Raw genomic sequence first — 16,243 nt, 5'->3', positions numbered from 1 at the left:
ATGGCCCGGCGCCGCGCGGCCGGGTTATCATCGGCGGATGACGCCTCTCGACCTCGCCCCCGTCCCCGTCGGCCTGCTCCTGCGCGAATGGCGCGCGGCGCGGCGCCTGAGCCAGCTCGACCTGTCGCTGGACGCGAACATCTCCGCCCGCCACCTCAGCTGCATCGAAACGGGCAAGGCGCAGCCCAGCAGGACGCTGCTGATGCGCCTGGCCGACGTGCTGGACATGCCGCTGCGCGAACGTAACGCGCTGCTGCGCGCGGGCGGTTATGCGCCGAGCTATCCGGAGACGGGGCTCGACACGCCGGCCATGGGCCGCATCAACCAGGCGATCGATTTCATCCTGCGCCAGCAGGAACCGTATCCCGCGTTCCTCATGAACCGGCACTGGGACATCCTCGCGACGAACCAGGCGGCGCAGCGCGTGAACGGTTTCGTGCTCGACGGGCGGGCGAGCAGGCACGCGAACATGCTGCGCGCCGTGTTCGATCCGGACGACCTGCGGGGCGCGCTGGCGAACTGGGACGACGTGGGCGGCACGCTGATCGGCCACCTGCACGCACTGGTCGCGGGGTCGCCGACGGATACGAAGGCGCGGGCGCTGCTGGACGAGATCCTCGCGTATCCGAACGTGCCGTCGCGCTGGCGGCTGCGCGACCTCGATACGCCGCCGGCGCCGCTGCTGACGACGGAATTCCGTCACCGCGGGGTGACGCTGAGCTTCTTTTCGACGATCACGACGTTCGGCACGCCGCGCGACGTCACCATCGACGGGCTGCACATCGAATCGTGCTTTCCGATGGACGAGGCGACGGCGCAGTTCTGCCGCCAGCTCGGCGGCTGAAGTCCGTCAGACGAGCAGCGCGCCGCCCATCGACGCGGCGATCTCCGACGCTTCCTCGATCATGCGCTGGAGGGTCTCCTCGTCCAGCAGGTAGTCGAGCGCGCTCTCGCTGTGTTCGGGCAAGGGCGCGCGCGCGGTGCCGAGCGGCGACGGCACGCTGGCGTACATGTTCGCCAGCAGCAGCGTGTCGAGCAGCGAAGCGGGCGGCATGTGCAGCCAGGCGCCGCGCAGCTCGAAGATCGCCTCGGCGACCGGATCGGGCAGCGCCAGCTTGCGCGCCACTTCGCGCGTGACGACGTCCTCGCACAGCTCGGCCCATTTTTCCGGATCGTCGTCCAGCAGGCCCGGGAAGCCGTCGGCGCGCGACAGCAGGTAAAAGCCGCCGACCTCGTGGACGATGCCGGCGAACATCGCCGTGTCCGGATTGACGAAGGTGACGTGACGCGCGAACACATGGGCCAGCGCGGCCACCTGCACCGTGTGTTCCCACAGCTGCTCGGCCTTGGCGCGCAGGTCCGGATCCTCGATGCGGGCGCCGAACTGGCGCACGACGAGGCTCGCGACGAGCATCTGCAGGTTGCGGTAGCCGACCCGCGTCACGGCCGAGCGCACGTTGGTGACGGGACGCCCGCTCGTGTTGAACGTCGAGGAATTGGCCAGCGCCACCGTGCGCGCCGCCAGCTGCGGCTCGCCCAGCACGAGGCGGATCGCGTCCTCCAGGTGGCAATCGGGGTCGTTGAGCGCGTGCTGCAGGCGCAGCACCGCGTTCACGCTGGTCGGGAAGGAAATCTCACCGCGCGCCGCCTGGGCGGCGATGGTTCCAAAAGCTTCGAGTCTGTTCACGGCCGCGATTATACCGTGCCGTATCCAACGTAAATGCGTTTCCGGCGGCTTCGTGACAACTTGTGGTAGATCAGCAAAAAAAACAGCCCGCCAACTTCGGCGGGCCGCAGGGGGCGGACAGCGGATGGCTTATTTGACCTTGATGGCGCTCTTGACGCTGGATACGCCGTCGACGCCCTTCGCGACTTTCACGGCTTTGTCGGCCTCGTCCTTCGAATTCACGAAGCCGCTGAGCATCACGACGCCCTTTTCCGTCTCGACATGGATGCCGAGCGAATCGAGGTTCGGTTCCTTGACGAGGCCGGCCTTCACCTTGGTGGTGATGGCGGTATCGGAGGCGGCCACGCGGGTCTTGCCGGCGGTGTCGCGGGTCTTGTCGGCGGTGGTGTCGCCCGCACGGTCCATCGCGTTGTCGGTCTTCCGGGCGACGGCCGAACCGGCCTCCTTCGTCTTCTCGACGGCCGAGTGCGCCACTTCCTTCGTCTTTTCAGCAACGGTCACGGCCGCGGCCTTCACTTTGTCGCCCGCGGTCGCGGCAGTGTCGCGCGTCTTTGATGCCGCATCGGCGGCATTCTCGCGCACGGCCGACGGTTTCGTTTCAACGAGGCAACCCGTCTTCGCATCGGCGCCCATCTGCGCGCACTTGTCGACGGCGGCCGCCTTGGCCGGGTCGCGCGTGTCGGTGCTGGTCACGAGGCCACCGCCGGAAGCCTGGCTGCCGCCGCCGCTGGCGCCGCTGCTCATCGTGCCTGCGCGGTCGGCCTTGGCGTCGGCCAGCGCGGCCGTGTGCACGGATTTCGCGTTATCCATGCAGCTGTCCTTGTCGGCGCCGCTCTTCGCGTCGCACTTGGCCTTGGCCAGGTCGTACTCGGCGTCGGCGACGTTGGTGCGCGTGCGGGCGCGGCCGGCTGCCGTGTTGTTGTACTTGGACAGTGCATCGGCCTCGGTGCGGGTGCGCGCCAGCCGGGCGTCGGCCATGCAGATGTCCTTGTCGTTGCCGCTCCTGGCGTCGCATTTCGCTGCCGCCGCCCGGTATTCCGACTCCGCTTTCTGGGTGAGATTGCGGTAGGTCGCCGGGTCGTGGTTGAGTGCCGCAGTCGGTGCCGCGGCGAAGCTCGCGCCTGCAGCCGTCGCGAGCAAGGTCGCAATCAGCGTTTTCATGGTCTTGTCCCTGTGTTGTTTGTTGTGACAGCCAGATTTAACGCCCGCACGCCAGGGACCTCTGTGCGGCAACGAACGCTAGTCTCAATCGTCGCTCAGCAGCCCCTCGCGCCACAACGGCGCCGCGTCCTCGAACGGCTTGCCGGCACTGCCGAAGCGGGCGCCGTCGCGCGCGAGGCGCACCCACGCGCGGGTGTCGTGGCCGTTGCGCGCGACCGGCTGGTCGTGCCTGAGCTTTTCCAGCCACGCGTAGATGCGGCCGTAGTCGCCGGGGTGGCGATCGTGCGTCCAGGCCAGCGCCACCAGGTCGGCATAGCCTTCCTCGCGGCGGGTTTCGCGCATCGCCTTCGACGCCGCCAGCAGCGACGGATCGTCCGCCGTCTCCTCGTTCACCTCGACGAAGCCGGCCGGCAGCGCATGCCACGCGCCCTGCGCATAGCGCCAGCAATGGCCGATCTCGTGGGCCGCCATCGCCTCGATCAATTCGCCCTGCTCGGCCGCCGGCACGCCTTCCAGCTGGCGCTCGGCATCCGGATTGCCGCGCAGCGACAGCACGAGCTTGCAGCGGCCGCCCGCGAATCCCATCGCCATCGGCACGTCGTTCGGACCGGCCTGCGGCTGGACGACGACATCGATGGGCAGGCTCAGGCTGCGCGAGTACGCGAGGACGGGGAGCGCGGCGCCGAGCCAGCGCTGCTCCAGCGGCGTGAGGTCGGCGGCGGCGGCGGGAAGGGTTGCGCACAGCAGCGCTGCGGCGAGGACGGCTTTGGACATGGAGGACTTCCCGTTGGATATTTAAAATGCCTAACGGCAATTTTAAATCCGGTTGAAGCCCCTTTTTCAGCAATATTTTTGCGCCTGTTTAAAAGCGTAATCTTGCCTATCCGGCCACGCGCGCCTCGCTGGGCGGATGCCCGATGACGCGTTTGAAAGCACGGCTGAACGACGCCTCGGAGTCGTAGCCGAGCCGGTTCGCGACGGTCGCCACGCGCATGCCGTCGCGCGCGATCCAGTGGCGCGCCTGGAACATCTTGACCTTGGCCACGTACTTCGCGGGCGTCTCGCCGACGGCGCTGGAAAACTTGTCGATGAAGCTCGACCGCGACGCGCCCATCACGCCGGCCAGTTCGCTCACCGACCAGTCGCGCTCCGGCTGGCGGTGGATCGCCGCCAGCACGCGCCCGATCTGCGGACAACGCACGGCCGCGATCCATCCGCTCGCATCGCTGCACGCGCATTCGACCCACGCGCGGATGATGCTGGCGGCCAGCACGTCCGCCAGCCGCGCCAGGATGCCGCAGGCGCCGATGCGGTCGAGGGCGACTTCGCGCTCCATCGCTTCCAGCATCGCATGCACGGCCGGGTCGCGCTGGCCCAGGTCGGCGGCGCGCATCGCCTCCGGCATCATCGCCAGCAGCGGGTGCAGCGGGTCGAGATTGAAGCGCATCGCCCCGCAGAACAGGACCTGCTCCGCCGCCGCGTCCTGCGGACCGGCGCCGCTCACGAGGTACAAGTTCTCCGACACGGCCTTGCGCGCCAGCGAGTCGATCTCCACCGCCGGCAGGTCCGGACTGCTGGCCATCACGTGCGCCGTGCCATGCGGCAGCAGCACGGCGTCGCCGGGATTCAGCTGCAGCCATCCCTTCGTGGCCGTGTGCATCCAGCAGCTGCCCTGCGCGACGAAGTGGAAGCTTGCCTCCCGCTTGGCGGGGAACGCGACGGCCCACGGTTCGCGCATCACGCAGCGGCCGTATTCGACGCCGTCGAGGCGTAGCCCGAGGAGGATTTCGGTCAGGGCGTCCTGGCCGGTCTTCGGATCCCTGTTTGGACGAATGGTCATGAGATTCGGATTGAATGGCATGGAAAGTCCAGAATCTTAACCCTACACTGCCATCTCCACAACATCCCGAGGTATCCGATGAACGAATCCACCTGCATCGACGCAGACGCACATGTCACACCGCCGCGCATCACGGCCCAGGCGCAAGACGCGAACTGGGGCGGTATCGCCAGCCTGGCGCTGGGCGTGTTCGGCCTCGTGACGGCCGAGTTCCTGCCGGCCAGCCTGCTGACGGCGATGGCCGCCGACCTCGGCGTCTCGGACGGCGCCGCCGGCCAGGCCGTCACCGCCACCGCGGCGGTGGGCGCCGCGGCCGCGCTGACCATCCCCGTCCTCACGCGGAATCTCGACCGCAAGCGGGTGATCCTCGCGCTGACGTCGCTGCTGGTGCTGTCCAACGTGCTCGCCGCGACGGCGCACAGCCTGCCGGTACTGATCGCGGCGCGGGCGCTGCTGGGCATTGGCCTCGGCGGCTTCTGGTCGATGGCCGCCGCGCTCGCGATGCGCCTCGTCCCGGAGCATTTGTTTGCACGGGCCATGTCGCTCATCCTCACCGGCGTGTCCGTCGCCACCGTGTGCGCGGCGCCGATCGGCGCGTACATGGGCGACTTGTGGGGCTGGCGCAGCGCGTTCGTGGCCGCCGGCGTCGTCAGCGTCGTCACCCTGGGCGCGCAATGCCTCACCGTTCCCGCGCTGCCGCCGAAGGACAACCCGAACGTCAAAGTCCTGTTCGAACTGCTGGGCCGGACCAACGTGCGCGTCGCCCTGCTCGCCGTGCTGCTCGTGATTTCCGGGCACTTCGCCGGCTTCACCTACATCCGCCCGTTCATGGAACAGGTCACGCACCTGTCGGTCAGCACGATCTCCGCCGCCCTGCTGGCCTACGGCATCGCAGGCTTCTTCGGCAATATCGCCGGCGGCTTCCTGGCCGAACGCAGCGAGCGCCTCGCCATCGTCGCGGGCGCCGCCCTGATCGCGCTGCTGGCCGCCACGCTGTGGGTCGCCGGCACGTCGGTCCCCGTGACCATCGCGGCGATCGCGGCGTGGGGCTTCGCGTTCGGCGCCTTCCCGATCGGCTTCCAGACCTGGATCGTGCGCGCCGCGCCGGACCAGGCCGAGGGCGCGGGCGGGCTGCTCGTCGCGGCATTCCAGATCGCCATCGCCAGCGGCGCCGTCGGCGGCGGCATCCTCGTCGACCGGATCGGCGCGCCGGGCGGCCCCATCTTCGCCACCGTCGCGCTCACGCTCGGCGCACTGCTCGTCGTGCGCTACGGCCCGCGTCCCGCATCCCGTTAAGGAGACCACCATGACGAATCGCCGTATCGTCCTTGCCGCCCATCCGCAAGGCGTTCCGACCCCGACGGATTTCCGTCTCGAGGACACGCCGGTCCCGGTGCCGCAGGACGGCCAGGTGCTGCTGCGCACCGAATGGCTGTCGCTCGACCCGTACATGCGCAACCTGATGGAACAGGTCGGCCCCGGCTACGCCGATCCCGTGCCGCTGGGCGCGACGATGGTTGGGGGCACGATCAGCCGCGTGGTCGAGTCGCGCCATCCAGGTTTCCGGGCGGGCGACCTCGTCGTCGGCGCCGCCGGTTGGCAGGAGTACGCGCTGTCGGACGCCAGCGGCCTGATGCCCGTGGGCGATCTGGCGCGGCCGTCGCTGGCGCTGGGCACGCTCGGCATGCCGGGCTTCACGGCGTACGTCGGGCTGCTCGACATCGGCATGCCGAAGCCCGGCGAGACGGTGGTCGTCGCGGCGGCCACCGGCGCCGTCGGCTCGGTGGTGGGCCAGATCGCGCAGATCAAGGGCGCGCGCGTCGTCGGCATCGCCGGTAGTCCGGACAAATGCCGGTACGCGGTGGAAGAACTGGGATTCGATGCGTGCGTGGACCATCGCGATCCGCGCTTCGCCGGGCTGCTGGCGGCCGCGTGCCCGGACGGCATCGACGTGTATTTCGAGAACGTGGGCGGCGCCGTGTTCGATGCCGTGCAGCCGCTGTTGAACGTGAACGCGCGCGTGCCCGTGTGCGGCTTCATCTCGCACTACAACGGCGGCGTTGCCGAAGGCCCGGACCGTCTTGCGACGTGGATGGCGACCCTGCTGTCGAAACGCATCCGCATGCAGGGTTTCATCATCCTGGACCACTACGGGACGCGCTTCGACGCCTTCCGCGACGACATGGCCGGCTGGCTCGCGGCCGGCAGGATCAAGGTGAAGGAAGACGTCGTCGACGGCCTGGAAAACGCCCCCGCCGCGTTCATCGGCCTGCTGCAGGGGCGGAACTTCGGCAAGCTCGTGGTACGGCTTTGATCACGCGGCGGCGATACGCTCCTGGCGCGCGACCGGCACGACGGCGAGGCTTGCGGACGGCCGCGCCGCCTGCGTATCCAGTTTGAAAATGCTGACGAGGCGCGCGAGGTTCGCGGCTTCGTCCTGCAGCGCGGACGCCGCCGCGCCGGCCTGCTCGACGAGCGCCGCGTTCTGCTGCGTCGCTTCGTCCATCTGGCCGATGGCGCGGTTGACCTGTTCGATGCCGGCGCTCTGCTCCTGGCTCGCATGGCTGATCTCGGCCATGATGTCCGTCACGCGCTTGACGCTCGTGACGATCTCTTCCATCGTGCTGCCCGCCTCGTCGACGAGCTTGGCGCCGTCGTCGACCTTGGCGACCGAATCGCTGATCAGCGTCTTGATTTCCTTCGCGGCCGCGGCCGAACGTTGCGCCAGGCTGCGCACCTCGCCCGCGACGACGGCGAAGCCCCGTCCCTGCTCGCCCGCACGGGCCGCCTCGACGGCAGCGTTCAGCGCGAGGATATTGGTCTGGAACGCGATGCCGTCGATGACGCTGATGATCTCGGCGATCTGCTTCGACGAGTCGTTGATCGACGCCATCGTCTGCACGACCTGCGCCACGACGGCGCCGCCGCGCCGGGCCACGCTCGATGCCGACTCGGCGAGGGCGTTCGCCTGGCGCGCGTTGTCCGCGTTCTGGCGCACGGTGCCCGTCAATTCTTCCATCGACGACGCCGTCTCTTCCAGGGTGCCGGCCTGGCGCTCGCTGCGCTCGGACAGGTCCTGGTTGCCGGCCGCGATTTCCGTCGACGCATTCGCGATCGTGAGCGTACCCGCGCGCACCTGGCTGACGATGTTCACGAGGCTGTCGCGCATGCCCTTCATCGCGTACAGCAGGCTGGAACGATCCTCGGCCCGCGTCTCGATCGGGACAGACAGGTCGCCGGCCGCGATGGCGCCCGCGATCCCGACGGCGTAGTCCGGCTGGCCGCCCAGCTGGCGCAGCAGGCCGTGGCTGATGAACCAGGCCGCGGCCGCGCCGGCGGCGGCGGCGACGGCGAGGATCGCGAGCATCCAGGCAAAGAAGCTGTGCGACAGCGCGCGCGCCTGCGCGGCCGCGTCGTTGTTCAGCTTTTCTTCCAGGTCGATGAGGCGGTTGACGCTGGCGAGCCAGTCGACGAAGGCGGGGCCGGCCTGCTTGTCCAGCAATGCCGTCGCCTCCGCCGTGTTGTCGGCCTGGCGCAGGGCGATGAGTTGCGCGATCAGCGGCTGCGTGCGGGCTTCGACGTCCTTGATCGCGGCCAGCGCCTGTTTTTCTTCCGGCAGGATGTCGCTGCGCGCGGCGAACAGCCGGTCGAGCGGCGCGGCCGAGCGCTGGTAGTCGTCGTCCAGTTTCTTGATCAGGTCGGCGTGGCGCTGGGCCGTCGGGGCCGTGGAAGCCAGCACGACGTCGCGGATGGCGATCGAGCGGTCGTGCACGCTGCCGCGGAAATTGATCGCATAACGTTGCTTGACGCTGTTGACGTCGTTGATGCGGATGAGGATGTCGTCGATCTGGCCGACACGGTGGATGGCGAGGCCGGCCAGCACCGCCATGAGGGCGAGGACGCTGCCGAAACCATAAGCCAGTCGTTTGCCGATCGTGAGTCCAGTAGTTGTCATTGTGTGCTCGCGTGATGGGATCGGAATAAATATTTCCAATAGGAAACGATTCCAAATATAGCACACAAATGCCAAATTTGATGTTGGGGCAGGTCCAATACCTGCCCTTTGGCAGGGTTTTATTGCCGAAAATAGCGACGTCGTTCCCGCGAAGGCGGGAACCCATACTGAGTATCCTGTTCGGCTCAACATGGATCCCCGCTTGCGCGAGGATGACGGTATGACGGTGTAATCAGCGGTGCGCGGGCACCAGCTTCGCCGCCGTCGCGAACGCCGGCCGGATATCGTTCGGGACGGCCTTCATCTTGTCCAGCGCCTTCTGCACGTCCGGACGAATGACGACGTAGCGCTTCATCAGATCCTGCGCGCGGGCATAATCGCCGGTGGCTTCGATCGTCAGGAACTCGCGGTCGAGATCCGCCACCGCGCCCTTGATCTTCGCGAAGTCGACGGAGAACGTGCCGTCGCCGTGCGACACGAAGCCGCCCTTGTCGAGCAGGTAGTTCATCTGGATGGCCATGCCGCGCGCGTGCGAATCCGTCAGGCCGAAGTGCAGGGTGCGGAATGCCGATGCGAGGTAGGTGTTGTACAGCTTGCGCTCGGCCACCGTGCCCTGCCCCAGCGACGCCTTCAGCTGGCCCTTGTCCATCATATAGGTGAGCGCCCACAGGCCGGTGACGTCGGCCTTCGCTTCCTCGATGGTCGAGTAGGCATCCTTCAGGTCCTGGCGCGGCGTGGACGGCTGGCCGTTCTGCGTCGTCGCGTGCGGGCCCAGGCCGTGCATGATCTCGTGCGCGAGGATGTGCGTGAAGAACGAGTCGAAATCGAGATCTTTCTGGTCGGCCGGACGCAGCACGAGCTTCGAGATCGGCGTCAGGGTCGCCTCGAACTTGGCTTCCTGGACGTTTTTCAGCATCACGCGCTTGGAGCCGCGCTGGCGGATGATGCGCTCGTCGTTCGGCAGGTTGTAGGCGGCCGTCTGCACGCCCATGTTGCCATCGCCGGCGCCGTAGACCTGGTTCACGACGACCATCGGCGCGATCGCCCCGACCTTCGGATTGCGGTATCTGGCATCGAGCGGCAGGTTGTTTTCCAGCTCCTGCATGTGCTTGCCGAAGAAGTTCAGCTTCTCCGTCTCCTTCTGGTCGCGCACGTTCACATACGCTTCGAACGCGGCCTTGTAGCCGAACAGTTCGTCGTTGTACGTCTCGTACGGGCCGATGGTGACGTCGACCGGGGAATCCAGGTCCATCCACGCGAAGTCGGAGGCGAGGTAGTCGTTCGACAGGAAGGCGTCGGCGCGCAGGTCAAGGAATTTTTTCAGCGACGCGTTATCGGTGGCGTTCGCGGCCTCCTTCAGCAGCCTGGACAGCTTCTGCAGCTCGGTGCGGTACTCGTCCGAGTATTTTACGATCGTGAATTTGCCGGCCTTGTCCTTGCGGATCACGGTGAAGAACCACTGCGCCTGTTCCTTGTCGGCGGCCGGCAGGCCGTTCATCCACGTCTCGAGTTCCTGCTTGCTCGCGCCTTCCGGATAAAAGTTCGCGCCGGCCGGCTTCTCGGCGGGGATCTTGATGCCGGCGTATTCGGCGGGCATGAAGGATTCGTTGCCGTCGATGATAGACCACGGGCCCTTGTTCAGCCAGAAGTAGTCGCGGCGGGCCTTGCCCAGCGGCGTGGCGTCCTTGTGCAGCGCGGCCCACAGCGCCTCGTTGCCGGACCAGCGCTGGCGCAGCTGCAGCGTGTCGACGATTTTCGCCGCTTCGATCAGCTTGGCGATGGCGACGCGGTCGCCGGCCGACAGTCTGGCCGTGTCGGCCGTCAGGTCGACGGGGGCGAAGCGCCTGGCCATCGTCTGCAGTTGCGGGGCGGTGGCGGGGGCGGCATGGACAGTGGCGCACAGGGTCGCTGCGGCCAGGGCCAGGGGGGCGAGGAGGTGCTTCATCGGGGTCCCTTGTGAGGTTGGCAATCGGGGGATTGTAATCCTGTTCAAGGGAAATTGGGGGGCTAGTGCCGGGGGCCCTAGCCCGCCTTCGCAGGGACGACGAATTTATACGTTGCGTATGAATCGTCGCCCCCGCGCAGGCGGGGGCCCAAGTTGTTAGCGAGCCGCTACCGTAGCTTCAGCCTTACCCTGCGTCCACCCGCCACCCAGCGCCCGCGCCACCGACACCGCCGCCAGCAAGCGCTGCGTACGGATCTGCGCGGCCGCACGGTCCGCAGCCAGCGCGGAACGCTGGGCATCGGTAACGTCCAGGTACGTCGACACGCCGCGGTCGAAGCGCGCCTGCGCCACCAGCACGGCGCGCGCGGCGGCCTGCTGCGCCTGCACCTGCACGTCGCCCTGCTTCTGGCGCTGCTGCACGTCCGACAGCGCATCTTCCACGTCGCGCAGCGCCGTCAGCAGGCGGCCTTCGTGGTTCGCGACGGCCTCGTCGTAGCGCGCCCTGGCCAGCTTCACGTTGGCCTCGATGCGGCCGCCCTCGAACACCGGCAGCGACAGCGCGAGCGGTCCGAACGAGAACTGGCGCGCGCTGCCCTTGGCCAGGTTGCTCAGCGTCTCGGACGCATAGCCGAAATTCCCCGTCAGCGACAGGCTCGGGTAGTACGCGACTTCGGCCACGCCCACCTGCGCATTGAACGCCTTCAGGGTGGCGACGCTCGCGGCGAGGTCCGGCCGCTGGCCCAGCAGGCTCGCCGGCAGGCCGACGGGGATCGCGGGCGGCTGCGGCAGCGCGGTGCCCGCGGCCGGGGCCACGATAGCCTCGCTCGGCGATGCGCCCACCAGCACGGCCAGCGCGTGTTCCAGCGTGTTGCGCTGGCGCTGGGCTTCCTGGATGTCCGCCTCGGCGTTCGCGCGCTCGATGCGGGTGCGCGAGACATCGAGCTCGTTCGACAGGCCCGCGTTGAAGCGCGCCTCGATCAGCTGCTGCGATTCGCGGCGCGTGGCCAGCGCATCGTTCAGGATGGCGATATCGGCATCGAGGCCGCGCAGCTGCCAGTACGTCGTCGCGACCTGGCCGGACAGCATCAGCATGACGCCGTCGCGGTCGTCCTGCGCGGCCAGCGCCTGGGCGTCGGCCGCTTCCACGGCGCGGCGCACGCGGCCCCACAGATCGAGCTCGTACGAGAAATTGGCACCGACCGAAAACTCGTTACCCTTGATCGAACGGCCGCCGAACGTCACGCCCATCGGCGTTTCGGCCGACGTGCGCGAGTTCGATACGCCGGCGGAGACGCCGACGGTGGGCAACTGGCTGGCGCGCGTCACGCCCAGCTGCGCCTGCGCCTGCACGAGGCGCTGCGCGGCGGCGCGCACGTTCGGGTTGTCGCGCAGGGCGCGCTCTTCCAGCTGGCTCAGGGTCGCATCGCCGAACACGGTCCACCATGCAGCCGGCAGGCGTGCCGCCTGGTCTTGCGGCTCGGCCGCGGCGTGACGGAAGGCCGGCGTATCGATGCCTTTCGGCGCGACGAAATCGCTGCCCACGGTGCCGCAGGCGGACAGCAGCGCAGGGACGGTCAATGCGGCGGCCAGCGCGACCGCAGATTTGATATAAACAGTTTTCATACTTTATCCAATTATCCTTGGTTCAGTGGCCACCGCCACCGCCGCCGCTGGGCGACTTGAGCTTGTCCGAGAACCACAGCGGAATGATCGCCACGAGCAGGATCATGCCGACGATGAAGAAGCCGTCGTTGTAGGCCATCACGAACGACTCGCGCCGCACGATGCGGTCGATCGCGCCGATGGCCTGCTGGGCCGCCGTCGCCGGGTCGAAACCCTTGGCGAGGAACGATTGCGTCAGCGCGTCGAGGCGGGCCTGCGTGGCGGCGGAGACGAGCGACACCGACTCGCCCAGGCGCTCCGAGTGGAAGTGCTCGCGGTTCGTGAGGGCCGTCGCCAGCAGGGCGATGCCGACCGAGCCGCCCAGGTTGCGGGTCATGTTGAACAGGCTCGATGCCGACGTCATGTCCTTCGGCGGGATCCCGGCCATGGCGAAGTTCGACAGCGTCAGCATCACGAACGGCTGGCCCAGCGCGCGGATGATCTGCGACAGCATCAGCTGGTCGTAGCCGGTGGTCGCATCCATGTACGCGTTCATCAGGCACGACACGCCGAACAGCCCGAGGCCGAAGGAGCACAGGATGCGGTTGTCGATCTTCTGCGACAGGCGCGCGACGAACGGCATCACGAACAGCTGCGGCAGGCCGACCCACGCGATCACTTCACCGATCTGCATCGGCGAGTAGCCGGCGATCTGTCCCAGGAACAGCGGCAGCAGGAACGACGAGCCATACAGGCCCATGCCGATGACGGCCGACAGCACCGTCGCGACGAGGAAGTTGCGCTGGCCGTACAGGCGCAGGTTGACGAACGGCTCCGGCCGCGAAAAGCCGATCACGATCCAGCCGAGGATGCCGACCAGCGCCAGCGAGGCGAACGTGATGATGAAGCCGGACTCGAACCAGTCCTTCGAATTGCCCTCTTCCAGGAAGATCGTCAGGCTCGCGAGGCCCACCGCCATGAACGCGATGCCGAGCCAGTCGGCCTTGACCAGCGCCTTCAGGTCCATGGGCTCGCGATCGATGCCCCAGTACATGCCGGCGATCAGGAGCACGCCCGGCACCCAGTTGATGTAGAAGATCGACGGCCAGCCGTACAACTCGGTCAGGTAGCCGCCCAGGGTCGGGCCCATCGCGGGCGCCAGCGTGGCGGTCAGGCCGAACATGGCCATGCCGACGGCGCGCTTGGCCGGGGGCAGGCGCGTCATCACGAGGGTCATCGCCATCGGGATCAGCGCGCCGCCCGTAAAGCCCTGCATCATGCGGAACACGATCATGCTGGACAGGCTCCAGGCCGCGCCGCACAGCGTGGAGAACCCGAGGAACAGCGCCGTCGTGAGCATCAGGTAGCGGCGCTGGCCGAGGGCGCGCACGAACAGCGCCGTCATCGGGATCACCACGATCTCGGCGCACAGGTAGGCGGTCGAGATCCACGAACCCTCTTCCTGCGTGGCCGACAGGGAGCCGAGGATGTCGCGCAGCGAAGAGTTGGTGATCTGGATGTCGAGCACCGCCATGAAGGCGCCGAGCATGCCGGCCAGCACCGCGATCCAGGTGCGCGCGTCGATGTGCGCACCGTTCGCCGGGGCCCCCGCGGGCGCGTTGTGCGCCATCGGTTTGGTGATCGTCGTGGACATCACGGTTCCTCGGTTATTTGGCGGCGGACTTCTGGCGCAGGTCGATCTCGACCACGGTCGACATGCCCGGCACGAGGCGGCCCGCGTACTTCTTGAGGTCTTCCGGCGCGAACGTGATCTTCACGGGCACGCGCTGGACGATCTTGGTGAAGTTGCCGGTCGCGTTATCGGCCGGCAGCAGCGCGAACTGGTTGCCCGACGCCGGTGCGAAGCTGTCCACGCGGCCGACCAGTTCGTGCTTCGGCAGCGCGTCCACTTCGATGCTGACCTGCTGGCCCGGCACGATGCCCGGCAGCTGCGTTTCCTTGAAGTTGGCCACGACCCACACGTCGTCCTGCACGATGGCGGCCAGCTGCTGGCCCGGCTGCACGCGCGCGCCGACTTCCACGCTGCGCTTGCCGATGCGGCCGGATACCGGCGACACGATGCGGTTGTAGCCGAGCTGCTGCTGGGCGTCCTTCAACTGCGCCTCCAGCACTTTCACCTGCGCCTTGAGCACCTCGCGCGCCGACGTTGCGGCGGCGATCTGGGCCTGGGCGGCGCTGGCGTTGTCGCGGCGGGCCGTGACGTCGGCCGTGGCGCCCGCACGGGCGGCCGTGGCGGCATCGACTTCGGCTTTCGAGACGGCCTTCATCTGCGTGTTGTACAGCTGGCCGTAGCGCTCGGCGTCCTGCCTGGCGCGCACGAGGTTGGCCTGGGCCTGCACCACCTGCGCCTGCGCGGCCGAGGCCTGCGCCCTGGCCTGCTGGATCGCGGCGTCGGCCTGCACGACCTGTTGCTGCACGCTGGCGATCTGGGCCTGGATCTGCTCGACCTTCACGCCCTGGTCGGCCGGGTCCAGCTCGGCCAGCACGTCGCCGGCCTTGATGACCTGGTTATCCTCGAACAGCACCTTGGTCACGACGCCCGGGATGCGCGACGACACGGGGTGCACGTGGCCCGTGACGTAGGCATTTTCGGTCTCGACGAAGTTATGGCTGCGGTACCACATGCGGCCACCGGCGGCCAGCGCGGCGGCGGCGATCAGGCCCACCACGATCAGCACGCGCTTCGGAGGCCCCTTGGCGGCAGTGGCTGGTGCGGCCGGCGGGACGGCTGCGGCCGGCTTGTGGTCGACCGTGGTTTGCGTATCAGGCATGTGTAACTCCGAAAGAAATGAAATTAGTCCATCGCATTATTCGACAAGTTTTTGCCAAAGTCAAGAAATGAAACGGTTGCATTTCATTAGAGATTCCACTAGCATGGAGCCCATGGACAAACATATGCATGACGCATCCGAATGCCCCGGCAAGGGCGCGGGCCGGCCCAAGGCCGCCGACGTCGAGGCACGCACGCAGGAGTTGCTGCATATCGCGGGCACCCTGTTTCTCAAGAACGGCTATACGAAGACGAGCCTCGAATCGATCGCCCGCGCGGCGCACGTCGCGGTGCGCACGATCTATGTGAAATTCGGCGGCAAGGAAGGCCTGCTGGCCGCGGTGCTGGCCGCCAAGCGCCACCGCTTCTTCCGCAGCCAGCCGATGGAGACGGACACCCGTCCGCTGCGCGACATCATCGACGACTTCGCGCACCAGATGTACGCACTGATCACGTCGCAGGAAGCGATCGACCTGCAGCGCATCGTGCTGGCCGAGGCGCCGACGAATCCGGAACTGGCCGAGGCATTCTGGAACAGCGGTCCGCGCATGACGCGCGAGATGCTGGCCCGCTTCTTCGCCCGCCCGGACATCCGCGGCCAACTGCGCCCCGGCCTGCCGCTCGACCTGCTGCCCTGCCACCTGATGAGCACAATCACGGGGGAACTGGCCATGAACCTCATGCGTCCGCATCGCGCCATCGACCCGGAAAAGGCAAAGCGCGACCTCGAAGGCCGGCTCGAATTGTTCTATTACAGCATCCTGCCGCCAAGCACTTAATTCTTTTGGCAAACACAATGTGCGTCATCGCACCGACCTGATCGGTGGGAACGCCTTAGCCTGAGGTCTTTGAAGGAGGATGTCATGAACAACAATACAAATACCAGGACGGCAGTTCGCCGCAAGGAGGGTGCATGAGCAAGTCGTCCCGTTATGAATGGCGCGACCAGCAGGCCGCGCTGCACGAACGCATGAAGGGCTTCCTCGCCAACCCGAGCAATGAACAGCTCGAGGCCGTCGTCGCCGAGATGCGGGCGTATGCGGATGCCGCACAGAGCGGCAGTATCGAGATTCCGCAGGCCTGGACTGCTTACAGTTGAGTTGAACGCCTGGTGGGCTCGCATTTCAAGCCCCTGGCTTGAAATGCCCCACCCTCCATTTCACGACACGCCACCGCATTTCACACCGCTCTACTGCATCTCGTCGCATCGCGCCCATCGCGCTAACGCACCCGGATACATTGCCTCCATCACAACGACACAG

14 protein-coding genes are annotated in these 16,243 nt (G+C 67.4%); 5 read left to right on the top strand and 9 right to left on the bottom strand.

The annotated features are described in order from the left end of the window. The first annotated feature begins 37 nt into the window (after positions 1-37). Positions 38-844, top strand: coding sequence for a helix-turn-helix domain-containing protein (locus QPK29_RS13560; protein WP_371769137.1), 807 nt, complete (start codon positions 38-40; stop codon positions 842-844). A 6-nt stretch (positions 845-850) separates the two neighbouring features. Here the strand turns inward: QPK29_RS13560 and QPK29_RS13555 are convergent, their stop codons facing one another. From QPK29_RS13555 to QPK29_RS13540, 4 genes are all read right to left on the bottom strand, one after another. After that, positions 851-1,687, bottom strand: a complete 837-nt coding sequence (locus QPK29_RS13555; RefSeq protein WP_371769136.1) for an HDOD domain-containing protein — start codon at positions 1,685-1,687, stop codon at positions 851-853. A 129-nt stretch (positions 1,688-1,816) separates the two neighbouring features. After that, positions 1,817-2,848, bottom strand: a complete 1,032-nt coding sequence (locus QPK29_RS13550; protein ID WP_371769135.1) for a BON domain-containing protein — start codon at positions 2,846-2,848, stop codon at positions 1,817-1,819. Between the two features lie 84 nt (positions 2,849-2,932). Continuing rightward, complete coding sequence (locus tag QPK29_RS13545; RefSeq protein WP_056130761.1) at positions 2,933-3,622, bottom strand: NUDIX hydrolase; 690 nt, start codon at positions 3,620-3,622, stop codon at positions 2,933-2,935. Between the two features lie 106 nt (positions 3,623-3,728). Further along, positions 3,729-4,688 (bottom strand): AraC family transcriptional regulator, encoded by a 960-nt coding sequence (locus QPK29_RS13540; RefSeq protein WP_371769134.1) that lies wholly within the window; start codon positions 4,686-4,688, stop codon positions 3,729-3,731. 78 nt (positions 4,689-4,766) lie between these two features. Here QPK29_RS13540 and QPK29_RS13535 point away from each other — a divergent pair, with 78 nt between their 5' ends. After that, positions 4,767-5,984 carry an MFS transporter gene (locus tag QPK29_RS13535; RefSeq protein WP_371769133.1) on the top strand — a complete coding sequence of 406 codons (1,218 nt, stop codon included), beginning with the start codon at positions 4,767-4,769 and terminating at the stop codon, positions 5,982-5,984. A gap of 10 nt (positions 5,985-5,994) precedes the next feature. After that, positions 5,995-7,002, top strand: coding sequence for an NADP-dependent oxidoreductase (locus QPK29_RS13530; protein ID WP_371769132.1), 1,008 nt, complete (start codon positions 5,995-5,997; stop codon positions 7,000-7,002). Here QPK29_RS13530 and QPK29_RS13525 read toward each other — a convergent pair whose 3' ends face one another. The 5 genes from QPK29_RS13525 to QPK29_RS13505 form a co-directional block, all read right to left on the bottom strand. Further along, positions 7,003-8,643 (bottom strand): methyl-accepting chemotaxis protein, encoded by a 1,641-nt coding sequence (locus QPK29_RS13525; protein ID WP_371769131.1) that lies wholly within the window; start codon positions 8,641-8,643, stop codon positions 7,003-7,005. A gap of 232 nt (positions 8,644-8,875) precedes the next feature. Next, positions 8,876-10,588, bottom strand: coding sequence for a dipeptidyl-peptidase 3 family protein (locus QPK29_RS13520; RefSeq protein WP_371769130.1), 1,713 nt, complete (start codon positions 10,586-10,588; stop codon positions 8,876-8,878). Positions 10,589-10,744: 156 nt separating this feature from the next. Next, on the bottom strand, positions 10,745-12,211 hold the full coding sequence (locus tag QPK29_RS13515) for an efflux transporter outer membrane subunit (protein WP_371769129.1): 1,467 nt from the start codon (positions 12,209-12,211) through the stop codon (positions 10,745-10,747). 22 nt (positions 12,212-12,233) lie between these two features. After that, positions 12,234-13,844, bottom strand: a complete 1,611-nt coding sequence (locus tag QPK29_RS13510) for a DHA2 family efflux MFS transporter permease subunit (protein ID WP_371769128.1) — start codon at positions 13,842-13,844, stop codon at positions 12,234-12,236. Between the two features lie 13 nt (positions 13,845-13,857). After that, positions 13,858-14,982, bottom strand: coding sequence for an HlyD family secretion protein (locus QPK29_RS13505; RefSeq protein ID WP_056130738.1), 1,125 nt, complete (start codon positions 14,980-14,982; stop codon positions 13,858-13,860). A 124-nt stretch (positions 14,983-15,106) separates the two neighbouring features. Here QPK29_RS13505 and QPK29_RS13500 point away from each other — a divergent pair, with 124 nt between their 5' ends. Together QPK29_RS13500 and QPK29_RS13495 are read left to right on the top strand one after the other, a co-directional pair. Beyond that, positions 15,107-15,760, top strand: coding sequence for a TetR/AcrR family transcriptional regulator (locus tag QPK29_RS13500; protein WP_371769127.1), 654 nt, complete (start codon positions 15,107-15,109; stop codon positions 15,758-15,760). A gap of 134 nt (positions 15,761-15,894) precedes the next feature. Continuing rightward, positions 15,895-16,080 carry a hypothetical protein gene (locus QPK29_RS13495; RefSeq protein WP_056130735.1) on the top strand — a complete coding sequence of 62 codons (186 nt, stop codon included), beginning with the start codon at positions 15,895-15,897 and terminating at the stop codon, positions 16,078-16,080. The last annotated feature ends 163 nt before the right edge of the window (positions 16,081-16,243 follow it).

The sequence above is a fragment of the Massilia orientalis genome, from assembly GCF_030411975.2.
Lineage (GTDB): Bacteria > Pseudomonadota > Gammaproteobacteria > Burkholderiales > Burkholderiaceae_D > Telluria > Telluria orientalis.
Note: the sequence above shows the minus strand (reverse complement) of the source record. Positions and strands in the feature narration are given on the sequence as shown.